The sequence below is a fragment of the Pseudomonas sp. GL-B-26 genome (assembly GCF_019947405.1).
Taxonomy (GTDB): Bacteria; Pseudomonadota; Gammaproteobacteria; order Pseudomonadales; family Pseudomonadaceae; genus Aquipseudomonas.
This window is the reverse complement of sequence record NZ_JAGYGJ010000037.1, coordinates 49,370-65,583: the sequence shown is the minus strand read 5'-3', so window position 1 is coordinate 65,583 and position 16,214 is coordinate 49,370. Positions and strand designations below refer to the sequence as shown.

The 16,214-nt window shown below is 58.0% G+C and carries 18 protein-coding genes and 2 pseudogenes; 19 read left to right on the top strand and 1 reads right to left on the bottom strand.

All coding sequences use genetic code 11. The features are described from left to right. The 6 genes and pseudogenes from KGB23_RS21910 to KGB23_RS21885 all read left to right on the top strand — a co-directional run. A pseudogene (locus KGB23_RS21910) lies at positions 1-417 on the top strand (helix-turn-helix domain-containing protein); the annotation flags it as partial. Next, the gene (dnaB, locus tag KGB23_RS21905; protein WP_223432566.1) at positions 410-1,789 is read left to right on the top strand and encodes a replicative DNA helicase; all 1,380 of its coding nucleotides are present in this window, start codon (positions 410-412) and stop codon (positions 1,787-1,789) included. The pseudogene KGB23_RS21910 and the gene dnaB, both read left to right, overlap by 8 nt. Next, positions 1,789-1,998, top strand: a complete 210-nt coding sequence (locus KGB23_RS21900) for a hypothetical protein (protein WP_223432565.1) — start codon at positions 1,789-1,791, stop codon at positions 1,996-1,998. Before dnaB ends, KGB23_RS21900 begins: the two co-directional genes overlap by 1 nt. Continuing rightward, positions 1,995-3,323, top strand: coding sequence for a tyrosine-type recombinase/integrase (locus KGB23_RS21895; RefSeq protein ID WP_223432564.1), 1,329 nt, complete (start codon positions 1,995-1,997; stop codon positions 3,321-3,323). Before KGB23_RS21900 ends, KGB23_RS21895 begins: the two co-directional genes overlap by 4 nt. Positions 3,324-3,378: 55 nt before the next feature. Next, the gene (locus KGB23_RS21890; RefSeq protein WP_317851626.1) at positions 3,379-3,609 is read left to right on the top strand and encodes a hypothetical protein; all 231 of its coding nucleotides are present in this window, start codon (positions 3,379-3,381) and stop codon (positions 3,607-3,609) included. A gap of 4 nt (positions 3,610-3,613) precedes the next feature. Next, positions 3,614-4,003 carry an antiterminator Q family protein gene (locus KGB23_RS21885; protein WP_223432562.1) on the top strand — a complete coding sequence of 130 codons (390 nt, stop codon included), beginning with the start codon at positions 3,614-3,616 and terminating at the stop codon, positions 4,001-4,003. Positions 4,004-4,188: 185 nt separating this feature from the next. Here the strand turns inward: KGB23_RS21885 and KGB23_RS21880 are convergent, their stop codons facing one another. Beyond that, a complete protein-coding gene (locus tag KGB23_RS21880) occupies positions 4,189-5,631 on the bottom strand; it encodes a DUF4062 domain-containing protein (protein ID WP_223432561.1) in 1,443 nt (480 codons plus the stop codon). A 582-nt stretch (positions 5,632-6,213) separates the two neighbouring features. On the opposite strand from KGB23_RS21880, the gene KGB23_RS21875 reads away from it, so the two are divergent. The 13 genes and pseudogenes from KGB23_RS21875 to KGB23_RS21815 form a co-directional block, all read left to right on the top strand. Next, on the top strand, positions 6,214-6,558 hold the full coding sequence (locus KGB23_RS21875) for a phage holin family protein (protein ID WP_223432560.1): 345 nt from the start codon (positions 6,214-6,216) through the stop codon (positions 6,556-6,558). Positions 6,559-6,580: 22 nt separating this feature from the next. After that, positions 6,581-7,321, top strand: a complete 741-nt coding sequence (locus tag KGB23_RS21870; protein WP_223432559.1) for a hypothetical protein — start codon at positions 6,581-6,583, stop codon at positions 7,319-7,321. A 186-nt stretch (positions 7,322-7,507) separates the two neighbouring features. Beyond that, positions 7,508-8,053 (top strand): terminase small subunit, encoded by a 546-nt coding sequence (locus KGB23_RS21865; RefSeq protein WP_223432558.1) that lies wholly within the window; start codon positions 7,508-7,510, stop codon positions 8,051-8,053. Then, the gene (locus KGB23_RS21860) at positions 8,016-10,076 is read left to right on the top strand and encodes a phage terminase large subunit family protein (RefSeq protein WP_223432557.1); all 2,061 of its coding nucleotides are present in this window, start codon (positions 8,016-8,018) and stop codon (positions 10,074-10,076) included. The genes KGB23_RS21865 and KGB23_RS21860 overlap by 38 nt, the downstream gene beginning before the upstream one ends. Further along, complete coding sequence (locus tag KGB23_RS21855; RefSeq protein WP_223432556.1) at positions 10,064-10,273, top strand: primosomal replication protein PriB/PriC domain protein; 210 nt, start codon at positions 10,064-10,066, stop codon at positions 10,271-10,273. Before KGB23_RS21860 ends, KGB23_RS21855 begins: the two co-directional genes overlap by 13 nt. Then, on the top strand, positions 10,270-11,805 hold the full coding sequence (locus tag KGB23_RS21850; RefSeq protein WP_223432555.1) for a phage portal protein: 1,536 nt from the start codon (positions 10,270-10,272) through the stop codon (positions 11,803-11,805). The genes KGB23_RS21855 and KGB23_RS21850 overlap by 4 nt, the downstream gene beginning before the upstream one ends. Then, positions 11,744-13,798 carry a ClpP-like prohead protease/major capsid protein fusion protein gene (locus tag KGB23_RS21845; protein WP_223432554.1) on the top strand — a complete coding sequence of 685 codons (2,055 nt, stop codon included), beginning with the start codon at positions 11,744-11,746 and terminating at the stop codon, positions 13,796-13,798. Before KGB23_RS21850 ends, KGB23_RS21845 begins: the two co-directional genes overlap by 62 nt. Positions 13,799-13,862: 64 nt before the next feature. Then, positions 13,863-14,177 carry a hypothetical protein gene (locus KGB23_RS21840; RefSeq protein ID WP_223432553.1) on the top strand — a complete coding sequence of 105 codons (315 nt, stop codon included), beginning with the start codon at positions 13,863-13,865 and terminating at the stop codon, positions 14,175-14,177. A gap of 35 nt (positions 14,178-14,212) precedes the next feature. Continuing rightward, positions 14,213-14,560 (top strand): hypothetical protein, encoded by a 348-nt coding sequence (locus KGB23_RS21835; protein WP_223432552.1) that lies wholly within the window; start codon positions 14,213-14,215, stop codon positions 14,558-14,560. Then, positions 14,535-15,038, top strand: coding sequence for a hypothetical protein (locus KGB23_RS21830; protein WP_223432551.1), 504 nt, complete (start codon positions 14,535-14,537; stop codon positions 15,036-15,038). Before KGB23_RS21835 ends, KGB23_RS21830 begins: the two co-directional genes overlap by 26 nt. Next, positions 15,035-15,640: a phage baseplate assembly protein V gene (locus tag KGB23_RS21825; protein ID WP_223432550.1), complete on the top strand. Its 606-nt coding sequence runs from the start codon at positions 15,035-15,037 to the stop codon at positions 15,638-15,640. The genes KGB23_RS21830 and KGB23_RS21825 overlap by 4 nt, the downstream gene beginning before the upstream one ends. Positions 15,641-15,695: 55 nt before the next feature. After that, positions 15,696-15,920, top strand: coding sequence for a hypothetical protein (locus KGB23_RS21820; RefSeq protein ID WP_223432549.1), 225 nt, complete (start codon positions 15,696-15,698; stop codon positions 15,918-15,920). A gap of 5 nt (positions 15,921-15,925) precedes the next feature. Further along, positions 15,926-16,213: pseudogene (locus tag KGB23_RS21815) on the top strand (GPW/gp25 family protein); the annotation flags it as partial. Position 16,214: the final 1 nt, after the last annotated feature.

The following is a 16,214-nucleotide window of genomic DNA, read 5'->3' as shown; positions in this document are numbered from 1 at the left end:
GCACCACCCCCCCCGCAGCTCACGACACAAACCCCCGCAGCAGCCGCACCCAGAACCGTAATAGAACCATCAAGTGAATCGTCACCTCTTGTCGGCGATGAGCAACCATCCAAAATTTCGAAAGCGAAGTGCCCGACTCAAGCCATCGTCGATTTGTTCAACAAGACGATTCCAGAGTTTCCTCGAGTCGTGATGTTGACCAAGGATCGGATCGCCAAGATCGGTGCCCGCTGGAACGAGAGCGAAGTACATCAGGATCTCCAGTTCTGGGCCGAGTACTTCGCCCTGGTGCGCTCAAGCAAGTTCCTGATGGGCGAGGTGTCCGCTTCGGGTGGCAGTCCGTTCCGCTGCAACTTCGATTGGTTGATCGCGCCGAGCAATTTCGTCAAGGTCGTTGAGGGTAATTACCATGCGTGACCCCTACAACATCGAGGCCGAACACGGCCTGCTGGGTGCAATGATGCAGCGCCCGGAACTGATCGACTCCCTGAGCGATGACTTGTCCGCCGAATCGTTCTATTTCGCGGAAAACGCCGAAGTGTACCGGGGGATTCTGGCGGTCCGCTCGGCCGGCAAAGCGGTCGACTTCCTCACTGTGGGCGACCACGTGGGCGTCTTGCTGGATGGCACCCCGGCTTTTGCTTACTGCGCCGAAATTGTCAACGGCACACCCAGCGTCGCCAACGCCAAGACTTACGCCGTCATCGTGCGAGAGCGAGCCATCGAACGCGCTCTGTTCGATTTGGGTGGCCAAGCCATGGACATCGCACACAGCGATCAGGATGTGCAGACAAAAATCGCCGCCGTCCAAGCGGCTGCCATGGCCATCGATTGCGGCGCCGGTGATGACGACATCGTCAAAGTCGGCGATGTGCTGGTCGACCAGCTGGAGGTGTGGCAGGAGCGCCATGATCGTCATGCTCGCGGCGAAACCCTGATCGGCCTGTCGACCGGCCTGAAAGACCTGGACGAGAAAATCGGCGGCCTGCAACCCGACCACCTGTACATCGTCGCCGGACGCCCCGCGATGGGCAAAACCACGCTGGCGATGGGTTTTGTCATCGATGCAGCCGTGCGCCAAAACAAGTCTTCTCTGGTCATCAGCCTAGAGATGAACCAAGGCCAACTGCTGGACCGCGCCGTGGCGTCTGAGGGACGTATTCCGCTCACCCAGGTGAAGAACGGCACGGCGTGCCAGAACCACGGCACGGAGCTGGCCGCAGCGGCTGGGGTGCTGCGACGCGCTCCGCTGTACATCGCCGACCGCGCCGGCTCGTCGATCGGGCGGATTCGCTCATTGGCTCGTCGCCACAAGCTGCGTTACGGCCTCGATCTGCTGATGATCGACTACCTGCAGCTGCTGGAGGGCGAGGGCGGTAACCGCACCGAAGAAGTCAGCAGCATCAGTCGTGGTTGCAAGTTGCTCGCCAAGGAGTTGGGCATCCCCGTCGTGTTGCTGAGCCAGCTTTCCCGCAAATGCGAAGAGCGCCCCAACAAACGGCCTATCCCCTCGGATTTGAGGGAGTCAGGCGCCATCGAGCAGGACGCCGATGTGATCTTGTTCGTGTACCGCGACGAGGTCTATCACGAAAACACCGAAGCCAAGGGCATTGCCGAAATCATCATAGGCAAGGGGCGCGACATCGAGATGGGCACGGTCCGCACGGCCTTTCTTGGTCAGTACAACCGCTTTGAAAACCTTGCTGCCGGGTGGAAGCCAGTGGCTGTCGAGCACCCGGAGAAGGTCACCAGCCTGGCCAACCGTTACCGAAAAAAGGAATCGTTCTGATGGACTCTCAGCGACTCGCTGTTCCCGATCCGTCCACCTACCGCTTCGCGGTATTCTGCTGCTCGTTCAAATTGGATTTGAGCAGCGCACCCGACCATGCGTTGGCACTGTTCGCTGACGAGGCCATGGCCAAGCGGTATGGCGCGTGGATGTGGCCTTCAACGTTCGAGGTGATCGATCGTTTCGCTCCATCGGAGGTGGCCGATTGAGCGCCCTGATCAAGACCCTGACAGTGAAACTGTCGGACGCTGAGATTCAACGCAACGCCAAGCTGGAGCATGTGCGCGACCTGCGCGATGCGAGTCACCCGGCGTTGCACTTCCGTTATGCGAAGAATCGCGCACGCGGCTCTTGGTACCTACTGAACAAACGCCAGTGGCACCGCATCGGCGGCTTTCCGGACCTGAACACCAAGCAGGTGGTCGCGGCGTTGCCGGCGGTGCGCTTACGCGTGGCGGCCGATGGGGCGGCCAGCGTTTCCGGTTGGGTCACCGTCGGCGAGTTGCTGGACTGGTTTGCTGAGCGCATGGCCCGCTCCCGTTCGCTTTCGGCCAAGCGCCGGTCAGCGATCAAGTCAGCCATCAGTTGCCAGCTCAAGCCACGCCTTGATGATCTGCTGATTGGCGACGTCAACGCCCAGACCCTCGACCAACTGCTGATGTGGCCGGCGCAGGAAGAACTGTCGCTGTCGTACGTCCAGCAATTGTACCGACTGCTGGCCATGGCTTTCAGGCAAGTCCGCAAGCTCGACCTGATCCCGGCCAACCCGATGGCCGAGCTCAAGTTCGGCAATTTCACGACGGCGCGCATTCTGCCCAAGGCCGCGCGCCTGCGCGATGCGCAGTTGCCCGAGCTGGTGACGCAACTGGCCGAACGCTTCGACACGGCGCCGGGTGACGCCATGCTGGCTTTGATGATGCTGTGCCACGGCACCCGCATTGGCGAAACCCGCCAGTCTCGCTGGGCCGACATCACATTGTCGGAGCGCGAGTGGTTCCTGCCGGCCGAGCACACCAAGAGCAAGACCGAGCTGCGGGTGCCGCTGACTGACCAAGCCTGCGCGCTGCTGCGCCGCTACCGTGAGCGCCAAGCCGCCCAAGGGTATATGGGGCCGTTCCTGTTTCCATCCCGTCGCGGCAAGACGCTGAGCGAGAATCAGGCCAGCGCCGTGTTCACCCGGTTGGGGCAGGGCGCCTGGACCAGTCACGACCTGCGCAAGGTGGCGCGTACCGCGTGGACCGACCTTGGCGTCGACGGCCACATCGGCGAGATGTTGCTCAATCATTCCCTCGGCAAGATCGCTTCCACCTACATCAACACCCAGGCCAAAGAACAACGTCGGCTGGCTCTGGTGAAGTGGCACAACTGGTTAGATGAGCGTGGCTTCAAGGCGATCCACCAGCAGACAGACGCTAGATATGAAGAATCGCAAAACCTCGTAGACGCCTTGAATAGCGCCGCCTGCGAGTCACTTCCGCAATTTGTTAAGGGCGAGGTTTCAAAACATGCAGACAGGGCAAGTGCTTGGCTTTAAGCGGGAGAGGATCGAGCTGGAGCCTTGTTCGGTGTGCAGGGGCAGAGCAGTAGTAATGGGGCTGTTTTATGAGCTGGTTTGCACCGAATGCAACGGCTCAGGTTGGGTTGTTAGGGGCAGTAAGTTGGTGCTTTCTTCAGACGAGTTGGTTACCCAGTTGAGTTTCAAGCTGCAGCAGACGCAGCGTCAAATTGCGGCATTGAAAGGCCAGACCAACGTAGCCAGGCCACAACGCGAACAATCGAACCGCCTGGGGGCGGGCGGCACAAATTACACAGGAGATTGAGAACATGATGATTCGCAAGCCGGCAGGCCGACCGTTGGGAGACACCGAGTATCTGTTGGAGCAGTGGGGATGGTGGCGAATGGATGGAGTAGGGGTACCTGGTTATACATCTCCGACTTTCGCGCTGATGCGTCAAGCGGTGGCACAACCGGTGACGAGTAAGAGCTATTGCATTACTGACGATTGGGCCATTGCTGTTGATAATGCCGTTGCGAGGCTCGCGCATCGCGATCAGCAGATGGGCGACATTGTTTGGCTTTACTACGGTGCTAAATGGCCCATGTTGCGAGTCGGCAAGCACTACGGTATCAGCGAAGGTAAGGCGAGGGAGTTGGCGAGGGCAGGGGTTGCATGGATTGATTGTGCTGTCGATATCATGCGTCAAGTAGCCTAATATTTGCTGTATCTTTTGATTGTATGGGCTCCGGTGAAATAGGGCCTAAAATGCTTTTTTAAATTGGGTGTGTATGATTGTCTAAAAAGTAGTTTGCAGCCACCGTTTAAAATCATGCTTTAAACGGTGGCTGCGTGATCAGTGATCCGAGAGCAAAAATAAAAATTGACCTTCAAGACTGAGGGTTAATTATCGTCGGTTTCTGTTGTTGTAATGGTGTTTTTTATTTCTTCTTTCAGTTTCTCGATAGGAGCGGTAAGACTATCTTCTGCGGCATTATAGGAAAAGGTAAAGTTTTCTACTTTGCGGTCGCCTTTTAGATTTAGCTTGGCTACTTTGACGCTGTCTGAGTTGACATCTATTAGAAAGTTCATGTTCGTGAAGGATGGGTCTATGGATAAGAAATTCTTCAATGACTCTTCGATGTATTTTTCTTTTGTGAGCAAGACTCGATCGTTTGCTGGTTTTGGAGCATCTGTACCTAGGTCCTCATCATCGGTTACCAATGTTGATGCGTCATCTTCAATATAAGGTTCATTGAAATGTCGGACGATTGACGGCGTCCGTCCGTTGCGGCTATCAAGTATGGCATTGATGATGGCATCTTTCGCATCACTCCCCAGTCCTTTAAAGTCATCCCACTCGGCTTGCAATCGGGAGATCCGCATCGTTGGAATGCGCGATCTAAAATATGTGCCATCGTCTTTTAAAAGGATTGAGTGGTACGGGTTGAAACGATTTGAATATGAAGCTTGACGAACCTCAATAATGCCGAGTGTAGTAAATAGTTCTTTCCAAGAGATATTTGACCTCAGTAGTGAGTTTACTTCCAAGGAGTTTGCTTCATTTATCAAGCTATGAGTAAAGTCAATCAGCATGCGAAAGCGAATAGCGCCTTTTGCGGTCTCTTTTAGTTCGACACTTGAAATGGAACCTAGTACAGCAGCTTTGAGGTCTGCTATCTGGCTGCTTAACTGTTCTATATGTCTGCCTTCATAAGCCTTTGAGCGCTGCTCGCTTAGTAGGCGCTGGAACAGCCCAGACCACTGTTTTTTTAGTTGTATTTCGATGTCTTCGAATCGGGAGAACTCAAAGATACTATTGTTTTCATTTCTCATTCTTAAATAGTTTATGAACTCAAAAATATATGCTGCAGTTTCAGTTTTCTCAATTGAAGAAAACTCTATTTGGTTAATTATTGGTTTGTTCTTGTTTTTTTCATAGGTCAAATGGTCTCGCATTACACCGGAGTCAACAAAAGCAAACACAGGGATGCCGTGTTGTATTGCTTGTAGTATTTCTGCCTGAGTGATGGAAATTTTGGCTCCGTTTTCACCAAAGCGGTCTGAGCGACTCATGTCTATAACTCGCCCCATGTCGATCAGTTCTAGAGCTTTGGGTATGATTGTGCCCCCGAAGCGTGACCCTATAACTAAAACTACTACATCACAGTTTCCAACCTCTCGAAGGCAACTAGTGTGTGTGTGGATCTGTGGATCAAAAATAACCTCTGCCTGGTCGCTCATGATGGGTTCGTGACCAAAATCCATCATTATATTTCGTAACTGTCCACGTATCGAATGGAGGTCGTAACAAGTAGAAGAAATAAAAACCTTGAGATTTGCCACTACAGTATCCTTTGCAAAAAGATGTTACGCCAAAAGTAGCTAACTATGACCAGCCGTAAATCGTGTTCCGAAATAGCAGGATATCCAAGCAAGCAGCTTGTGAAAAGCTTCGCGTTTTTTATCTTTAATTGTGCATTTTAATGAGGCTGGAAATCGAGAGACCTGCGAGGTGTTTGGGTGGTATATCGGGCACCGTCGGATGCGCTCAGACGGGGCCAGTGCACCCTTGCAAGCATCCAAGCATCCAAGCATCCAAGCATCCAAGCATCCAAGCATCCAAGCATCCAAGCATCCAAGCATCCAAGCATCCAAGCATCCAAGCATCCAAGCATCCAAGCATCCAAGCATCCAAGTATGCAAAATGTGCCTTTTCCGCACGGAATAGCTGTGATTTCATAGCAGCGTGTATTGCTGTGAACGCAGCGAGACGCTTCCAAGAACCCGGCCATCGAGCCGGGTTTTTTGTTCCCGTTTGCAAGCCCTGCCATCGAGCAGGGCTTTTTCGTTTTCGGCCCCATGCCTGGCTCTTTGCTTCAAGCGGATGACAGTGACATGGGGGCCGAACCTATTTGAGGACAACAGATGAACACAGAGCATCAAGCTCTCGCCGATGTGCCCCTATGGCTGTTGGTGTTGTTGAGCATGGCCGGTTTGTCCGGGGAGATGCTGAGGGCATCAGGCTCCGAACTTGGCCTTCGGCAGATCCTGCAGCGCGTGGCACTGCGCTTCCTTGCATCTGGCCTATTGGGTATGGCCACGCTTCTGCTCGCTATGGCTCTGTGGAGCAACCTCTATCTGGCTGCAGGTTTAGGCATCGTCATCGCGGTCATCGGTGCCGATGTTGCTGGTGGTCTGTACACACAATTCTTGGCAAAGAGGGCAGGAGTTAACGACCCATCGCCAGGGCAAAAGACGAGCGGCCAGTAGGGCACAAGCAAAAGGGCACAGCATGTTTAAGCTGGATCTGTCGTTAGATGCGGCGCCGATCACGGCGGGCATGCAAGAGCTGGAAAAAAGGCATCTGCCGTATGTCTTGAGGCTGACCGCGACCAATCTGGCCAAGCGGGTCAAGAAGGGCACCATCACCGTGATGGGCAAGCGCCTCGATCGGCCGACCCCGACCACGCTAAATAGCCTGTTTGTGACCATGGCGACCAAGAGCAAGCCCGCCCAGGTCTACTTCAAGGATTCGTGGACATCCGGCGTCCCGGCTGACACCTACCTGCAACAGACTGTTGTCGGTGGGCTTCGGCCGCACAAGGGCTTTGAGAAAGCGTTGATTGCGCGCGGCCTGATGAAGTCGAACCAGTACGCGCTGCCCAATCAGTCGCTGTTGAACCAATACGGCAACGTCTCGCGCGGCACCATGCTCAAGATCCTGTCGGGCTTGAGTGCTGCCGAGCAGCGCGGCGGCTATCAGGCCAACGCCTCTAACAGCACACGAAGCAAGCGCAAGGGCAACGCTCACCGCTTCTTCAGTGGTGCTGTCGATGGTGCGCAAGGGATTTGGGAGCGCAAGGCCATGGCCCATGGCGATGCCGTGCGGCCGGTGTTTGTCTTCAGTGACAGCGCGCCGGCTTATCGCACCATTTTCCCGTTCTTCAAGATCGCGCAGAACATCGTCAAGGCCAACTACTCGGCCGAGTTCGCCGACGCCTTCGCGCAGGCCCTGGCCACCGCGAAGCCCTGACCGCCTGGAGGTCGAGCAATGCCGAAAACGTCGAAAAAGCACGGTTTTCGTCTGGTTTTCGCTTGACGGATGGGGTTTTGGCCAAAGAGTCATGGGTCCCTCTGGACCCCACCCCATAGGGGGTAATTCGGGCCCCGCTTCTTCGCTATGTATGACCCATTTTCAGAGGTTGGTTGTTGTGTAGTTATGGCTAATCCATCGATCACTCGTAAGCCTGAATGGCTAAACAAATCCCGCATGGCTGAAAGCCTGGGTATCACGACGCAGGCCTTCGATAAATGGGGGGTCGTGGCGGTTGCCAAGATCGGTCGCGAGTCCTTTTATGACGTCCGGTCAGTAGTCGATAACCGCCTTCAACACCAAACCGGAAAGCAACAACCTGGCTCCGAAGAAGTTGATCCACTCATTGGTTACAAGATTGATTGCGAGCGACTGCGGCTGACCCGAGAGCAGGCCGACACCCAGGCACGCAAAAACAAGGTCGGCGACAAGGAGCTTGTCCCGGTCGGTTTCATGATTTTTGCGCTCTCCAGCCTGTCGGCGCAGTTGGCCTCAACCCTTAACACCATCCCTAAGAGCGTAAAGCGTAAGCACCCCGATATCGCCGTGCGTCACCTTGATGCAGTCGAAACCGAGATAGCCGTTACGCGTAACGCTGCTGTTGGGTTGGCTGACCGCATACCGGAGCTTTTAGATGAGTACATCGCCTCCGTGGATGAGGCCGCTGGTTGACGCCGTCCGGCGCGGGCTGAAAAGCCTTCAAAAAGATGCGCCACTAACGGCGGTCGAATGGGCAGACAAGTATTTCTACATGTCGTCGGAGTCGTCCTACGGCGAAGGCAAGTGGACGACTGAGGCCTTTCAGGTGGCCTTGCTCAACGCCATGGGCAACGACCTGATCGAAGAACTAAACCTGCTGAAGTCGGCGCGGGTTGGCTACACCAAGATGTTGGTGGCGAACATCGCCTACAAGATCGAGCATAAAAAGCGCAGCGTCTGCATGTGGAGTCCGACCGACGACGACGCTAAAGACATCATGAAAAAGCACGTCGATCCGATGATTCGGGACGTGCCGGTAATCAAAGCACTGGCGCCCTGGTGCGGGAAAAAGCACGGCGACAACACCCAAGAATCCAAGGTCTTCGAAAACCGCAAGGTTCTGTGGTGGCTGGGTGGTACTGCCGGCGGTAACTACCGGGAGAAAAGCCCGGATGAGGTCGGCTACGACGAGCTGTCGAACTTCGATGAGGACATCGACGGCGAGGGTTCGCCGACGTTCCTTGGCGATAAACGCCTTGAGGGGGCGACCTACCCCAAGTCGATTCGCGGCTCCACGCCCAAGCTGGCTGGAACCTGCCAGATCACCCGGGCGGCCGAGGAATCGGCCTACCTGATGCGCTTTCACATTCGCTGCCCGCACTGTCGCACTGAGCAGACGCTGAAGTGGGGCGGGCCAGATGAGCCGCTTGGCATCAAGTGGCTGAAAGATGAGCGCGGCGAGGTTATCAAGGCCTGGTATCTATGCGAGTCCGGTAACGGCTGCACGTTCGAACATCACGAGATGATCGAGGCGTCCCGAGTCGGCCGGTACATCTGCGAGAAAACCGGCATCTGGACGCGTGACAGCATCGAGTGGTTCGAAGCGGACGATGTGCCGATGCGAACGCCGCGCCGGCTCACGTTCCATATCTGGACGGTTTACTCGACTTTCACCACCTGGGTGAAGATCGCCGACGAGCGCGTCAAGGCCGGCAAGGATCGGGGCAAGCTCAAGACCTTTACCAACACCACGTTGGGCGAGACGTGGGAGGAAGACCAGACCGAAAAAGTCGATTGGGAGCTGTTGCACGGACGACGTGAGGTCTACGCCGCCCAGGTGCCGCCGCGCGTGGTTGTGCTGACAGGTTCGATTGACACCCAGGACGACCGTTACGAGCTGCGCGTGTGGGGTTGGGGTGCTGGTGAAGAAGCGTGGTTGATCTATCGCCGGATTCTGTACGGCGATCCGTCTAGCGCCGTGCTCAAACGCAAAGTCGGGCTTGAGTTGCACCGCCTGTTCACCCGTTCGGACGGTGCTGTTATGCGGGTCGAGCGATGGTGCTGGGACTCGGGCGGACACCACTCGGACGCTGTTCGGGCTGAAAGCCGCAAGCATGGCGTGCATTGGGTGATCCCGATTTTCGGGGCCAGCACCTACGGCAAGCCAATTGCGAGTTTCCCGCGCCGGAAAGAAAAGAAGTCAAAAACCTACCTGACCGAGATCGGTACCGACAACGCCAAAGAGGTGATCTACAACCGGCTCAAGTTGCAGCCGGATGGTGATCGGCCGGTGCCGGGGCTGGTGCATTTCCCGGCCAATGACGAGATCTGCGACGGCGACGAGCTGAAGCAGCTAACCAGTGAAACAAAGAAATGGGTCATGGCGCGAGGGCGGCGCGTGCTGCGCTGGGATGCCAGCAAGAAGCGCAACGAGGCGCTCGACTGCTTTGTGTACGCCTTGGCGGCACTGCGGATCTGCCAAGAGAAATTCGGCCTCGATCTTGACCTACTGGCCAGCCAGAACCCGGCAACGGGCGTATGGGAAGTGCCAGACGAGCCAGACGATTCAGACGAGTCGGAAGGCAACAACGAACCAGAAACCCCGGCCGTTGAGCCGGAGCCAGAACCGGCCCCGGTGCCGATCCAATCTCAACCAGACCACCAGCCTGCCGCCGGCGGCTGGATTGAAACAGGAGCGAGCGCATGGCTGGTGTAAGCGCCCAGGAAATGGTCGACCTCTACATTGAGGCCGAGAAAGCCGTTTTGCTTGCCAAGGAAATGGGATTCAAAGACCGCAAAACGGTGATGTCCGAATTGCGGGATATCACCGCCAATCGTGAGAAGTGGGAGCGGCGTTTGGCTCAAGAGCAGCGCGGGGGGCGTCCGGGGCATTCCCTGGCGACGTTCGATTGAACCTGCTCGATAAAGCCCTGGCGCCACTCTTTCCCGGAATGGTCGCCGAGCGTCTGCGGGCGCGGAACGTGATCATGGCTTTTGAAGCGGCCACGGTGACCCGCACGCACAAGGCCAAGAAACAAGCACGCAGTGCCGACGGTTCGCTGAATCGCACGCTCAAATCATTGCGTGAGCAGTGCCGCAAGCTGGATGAAGATCACGACCTTGTCACCGGCCTGTTTGACCGCTTGGAGGAACGAGTGGTGGGCGGCCCAGGTATTGCGGTGGAGCCCATTCCGTTGGGCTATGACGGCAGTATTCACGTCGTTTTCGCGGCCGCGCTCAAGGCGCTATGGAGTGACTGGTCGCTCAAACCTGAGTCGTCCGGGGAGCTGAGCCGGCCGCAAATGGAGCGCCTGGTGTGTCGCACCTGGCTACGCGATGGCGAGGCCTTGGCGCAGAAGCTGATGGGCAAGGTGCCAGGCTATGACCATCTGCACGGCGTGCCGTTTGCCCTGGAGTTGCTGGAGCCGGACTACCTCCCGATTGAATACACGGACTTTTCAAAGGGCATCGTCCAAGGCGTCGAACGCAACTCTTGGCGCCGTGTTCGGGCGTATCACCTGCTGAAGACCCATCCCGGGGATTTGGGCGGGAATCTGGCGCAGAAAACCAAGCGCGTGCCGGTCGAGCAGATGATTCATATCGCGCACCGTAAACGCATTGGGCAGAACCGTGGCCAGCCGTTGCTGCATGCGGTGCTGATCCGCTTGGCGGACATCAAGGATTACGAAGAGAGCGAGCGGGTCGCGGCGCGCATCAGTGCGGCGTTGGCCATGTACATCAAGAAGGGCATCGGTGAGGACTTTGTGCCGCCGCCCGCTGGAGAGACTCGGGCCGAACGAACGTTCCCGATCGCGCCGGGCATCGTGATCGACACGCTGCTACCCGGTGAAGACATTGGGATGATTGAAAGCAACCGGCCGAACCCGTTTCTTGAGGGGTTCCGCAATGGCCAGCTCAAGGCGGTGGCGGCCGGTACGCGCAGCACCTATTCCAGTGTGGCGCGCAGTTACGACGGCACCTATTCGGCCCAGCGTCAGGAGCTGGTCGAGGGGCAGTTGGGTTATGACCTGCTTCAGCACGAGTTTATCGACTACTGGTGCCGTCCCGTTTATCGCGAATGGCTGCGCATGGCGATCGTGAGCGGCCAATTGGTCGTTCCCCCTGACGTCGATCCGCGAACGATCTACGGCGCGTTCTATCAAGGTCCGGTGATGCCCTGGATCAACCCGGTGCATGAGGCGACGGCGTGGAAGCTTCTGGTTGAGGCCGGCTTTGCCGATGAAGCCGAGGTGGTCAGATCGCGGCAGCGCAACCCTACAGAACTCAAGGCGTCGCGCTTGGCGGAAGTCGACGCGAACCGCGAGGCCGGGCTGGTATTCAGCTCGGACTACTACCACCAAATCTACGGGAAGAATCAGCTCAATGATGACGAAAAACAACGAACCGCTGATGCGGCCACGGGGCGCGATCACGGCAGCGACTGAGGGCGGCGAAAGCTGGTACTCAATGCGCGCGCTGTCGGCAAGCATCGTAGAGCTGCGCATAGAGGGCGAGATTGGCGCGTGGGGCATCACGGCCAAACAGTTCGCCAAAGACCTAAAAGCGCTCGGTGACGTGTCACAAATCAATTTGTACATCAATTCCCCGGGCGGTGAAGTGTTCGAGGGGATCGCCATTTACAACATGCTTAAGCATCACCCGGCCCGGGTTGACGGGACTGTGGGATCACTGGCGGCGTCGATGGGCAGCGTGATCCTGATGGCTTGCGACACGGTCAATGTTCCCGAAAACGCCGCGATCATGATCCACAAGCCCTGGGGGATTCAGGGTGGTGACGCCGAGGATATGCGGCGTTACGCCGCATTACTCGATCAGGTAGAGGGCTCGCTGGTCCAGGCGTATGTCGCCAAGACCGGCAAGACCGCCGAGGAAATCCACGCCTTGCTTGACGCAGAAACGTGGATGTTCGGCAGCGAGGCGGTAGAGGCCGGCTTCGCAGACAAAATCCTTGAGCCGCTCAAGGCCTTCGCTCACATCAAATCGCAACGCATGCAGGAGTTCACCAACATGCCAGAAGCTTTTAAACAACTGTTGAGCCCGCGCGGCTCGGTCACTCTGCCGGTGGCCGCTCCAGCTCCAGCTCCAGCTCCAGCGCCGGCCCCGTCCAATCTGACGGCTGACCAGATTCGCGCCCAGGTGCTGGCGGACGATGTCACTCGTCGCGGCGGTATTCAAGCGGCCTTCGGCACCTTCGGTGAAGCCCATGCGTCGTTGCTGCGCACCTGCCAGGATGATGTCAATTGCACCGTTGCCCAGGCACGCGAGCAACTGCTGGCGGCGATGGGCGCACAGACCACCCCAGTCGCGAGTCCACGGCATCAGGGGCATATCAACAACGGCAATCTGGTCGGCGATTCGGTGCGGGCTTCGCTGTTTGGCCGCCTCGGCATGGAAGAAAACCAAGCAGACAACGCCTATAACCACATGACCATGCGTGAATTGGCCCGGGCTTCTCTGGCTGATCGCGGTATTGGTGTGGCGACCCTGCGCCCAATGGACATGGTCGGTCTGGCGTTTACCCACGATGCCAGCGACTTTGGCAACATCCTGCTCGATGCCTCGCACCGTTCGTTGTTGGCTGGCTGGGAGGATGCCGAGGAAACCTATCACCTGTGGACTCGTCAAGGCCGTTTGAGCGACTTCAAGGTGGCCAACCGCGTCGGCCTGGGTTCGATGTCGACCCTGCGTGAAGTTCGCCCGGGTGCTGAATACAAGTACATCACCCTCGGCGACACCGGCGAGACGATCCGTCTGGCCACCTACGGTGAAATTTTCAGCATCAATCGTCAGGCGATCATCAACGACGACCTCGACGCGCTGAGCGCGATCCCGCGTCTGATGGGCGCCGCTGCTCGCGCAACCATCGGTGATCTGGTGTATGACACCCTGATCAATAACGGCAAGATGAAGGACGGCAAGCCGCTGTTCGACGCCTCGCGCAAAAACCTGTTCACCGGTGCCGGTTCGGCGCTGTCGATCGCGGCGATGAGCGCGGCCAAAACCGCCATGGCGTTGCAGAAAGGCAAGCCCGCCAAAGAAGGCGAAAAGACCCGCACGCTGAATGTGCGCCCCGCGTACCTGTTGTGCCCGGTCGCGCTGGAAGATCAGGCCAACCAGTTGATCCGCTCGACGTCGGTGCCGACCGCCCAGGTCAACGCCGGCGTGGTCAACCCGATCCAGAACTTCGCCCAGGTGATCGGCGAGCCGCGTCTGGACGACAATTCGTCGTCGGCCTGGTATCTGGCCGCGAAGCAAGGCAGCGACACTATCGAAGTGGCCTATCTGGATGGCGTTGACGTGCCGTACATCGATCAGATGGAAGGCTTTACCAGCGACGGTATCGCCACCAAGGTTCGCATCGACGCCGGCGTGTCCGCGCTCGATGCGCGCGGCCTGAACAAGTCCGCCGGCGCGTAATACGCCGACCATCCCATGACCCCGCCAAGTGCGGGGTTTGTTGTTTCTGGATAGGAAAAAGTCTATGTCCACCAACTATGTAAGCACTGGCGAAACCGTTACTTGGCCAGCCCCCACTGGCGGCTCCGCCGCTGGCATCCCGCAAGTGATCAATGATCTGGCCGTAATGCCCTTGCAGGGCGGCCCTAAGGGCACGCTGATCGTGTACCGCACCGGGGGCAACTGGAGCGTTCCGGCGGATGCCGCACTAAAGGCCGGCATGAAAGCCAGCGTCAAGGCGGGCGCCCTGGTGCCGACCGGCACTGCTGATTCGGCACCCTACGGCAAGCTGTTGACCGATTCGGTCGGTGGCTATGCCGAAGTGCTGATCGTTCAGTAATGCCGGGCGCTCGTTTTCGAGCCCTGGCCGATCGCATGGACGCCTTGCTGGTGAGCCACCTGGGCGATCCGGCGACCCTCGCCGATGGGCGGCCCGTCTCGGGTGCGTTTGCCTCCCCCTTTGTCGGTGCTGAAATCGGCGGCGGCAAAGGTGGGGCGGTGCGCTTGGGGGCGGCGATCAATGCCGATGAGGTGTTGGAACCGACCTTTACCGTGCGTGTGGTCGACGTGATCGGCGTCAAAAGGGGTGATTTTCTGACCATTGAGCTGCCGCCCGAACTGGGTGGCGGCCCCTACAAAGTCAGCCGGTTGAAGCCTGACGGCGCCGGCATGGTTGACTTGGTGCTGAGTGCGAACGATGAGCGACCTGACGACATTACATGACGCAATCACCGCCACGCTCAGCGCGGCGATGCCCAAGGTGCTGCACGTCGAGGCGTTCCCTGAGTTGGATTCGAAAGTCAGGACGCCGGCGCTGTTGTATGGCCTGACCGACATGTCGCCGGGCACCGATCGCGGCGAGGGCAAAACGGCGTTAGTGGGTCGCTTTCAGTCCTGCATTTTGATTGATGCGGACCGGCCCAAGGCGTCGTTGCAGGCGGCTATTTTGGCGGCGCAGATGACGGTCGCCTTGAAAGACCAGATGTGGGGCTTGGAGTTTGTCACCGGTCCACCGGAACACATCCATGCGCAGCCGGAAGCCCCGACCAAAGAGCTGGAGCAGTTCGTCATGTGGTCGGTGCAGTGGGTGCAAAACTTTGAGCTGGGCGAGCTGGTATGGCTATGGCCAGACGAGCCGCCGGGTTCCTTGGTGTTTGACATCGAGCCCGGCGATGGGCCGGTGAATCCGGAGGATCTGTGAGTTACGCCAGTGCCGAGCATGACCGCATGATTGCGGCCATGCTGATGCCGTGTGCGGTGGTCGGTGTGGATCTGGTGGCGGGCAAGGTGCGGGTGAGCAATGGCGAATGGACCAGCGCCTGGGTGCGCTGGCACAGCTTGGCGGCCGGTAAGGCCAGGCACTGGCGATCGCCGAGCTTGGGCGAGCAGGGAGTGTTGTTCAATCCCAGCGGCCAAGCCGGCATCGGCACCTTTATCCCGGGGTTGTACGGGGATGCCGGCGGCCCGCCGGATAACCGCGATCATGTGGAGGTCTGGCGCTTCGACGATGGTGGCTCGCTGGTCTACGACTGGCAGGCCAAGTCCTACACCATCACCCTGCCCACCGGCACGGTAACCATCAAGGTCGGTAGCACCGTGGTCACCGTTACGGATAACGCCGTGACGGCCAAAGTCGGCGGCACCGAGGCGGCGTTGACACCCGATTCAGTCACGCTCAAGTCGACGGCTATCAAGCTGACCGGCGCGGTGTTGATCGACGGCACGTTACACGCAACGAAGGACATCACCAGTGCCGGCCAGATCCTCGACGCCGGTGGTAACAGCAATCACCACACGCATTAATTTCAATCCACGACAGCCCGCCGAGTGCGGGCTTTTTCATGCCTGGAGAAACCCGATGGCCAAGACCGAAAAGCCTGTTAGCGCTGAGCTGGCGACCCCTAGTGCGGTGTCGGAGCTGCTGAAGTTCCGCGATCTGGTTTACACGTCGCGCACCCTGATTATTCCAAAATCCACCCGCACGTTGCCGGTGGCCAAAGGCCTGGTGGAAGTCCAATCGGATGATGCTGAGGCCCTGGCGTTCCTGCTGGACCACGAAGAATTCGCGCCGCTGAAGGAGTGATGTAGATGATCGGAATGGATCGCCACACCGGCCAACCCATTTCCGGCATCGGGCATCTGCGTCAGTCCATCGCGGACATCCTGGGCACGCGGGTGGGCAGTCGCCGGCATCGACCGGACTACGGCAGCAACATCCCCTTATACGTCGACATGCCCGTTAATGAGGGCTGGAAAAGCTCGGTGCAAGCCGAGGCGGTCCGGGCGATCAGTCGCTGGGAGCCGCGCGTCAAGCTGGAGCGCGTCCGTGCTATCTCGGTGCTGGGCGGGCAAATCAATCTGGGCATTGCCGGCGAAT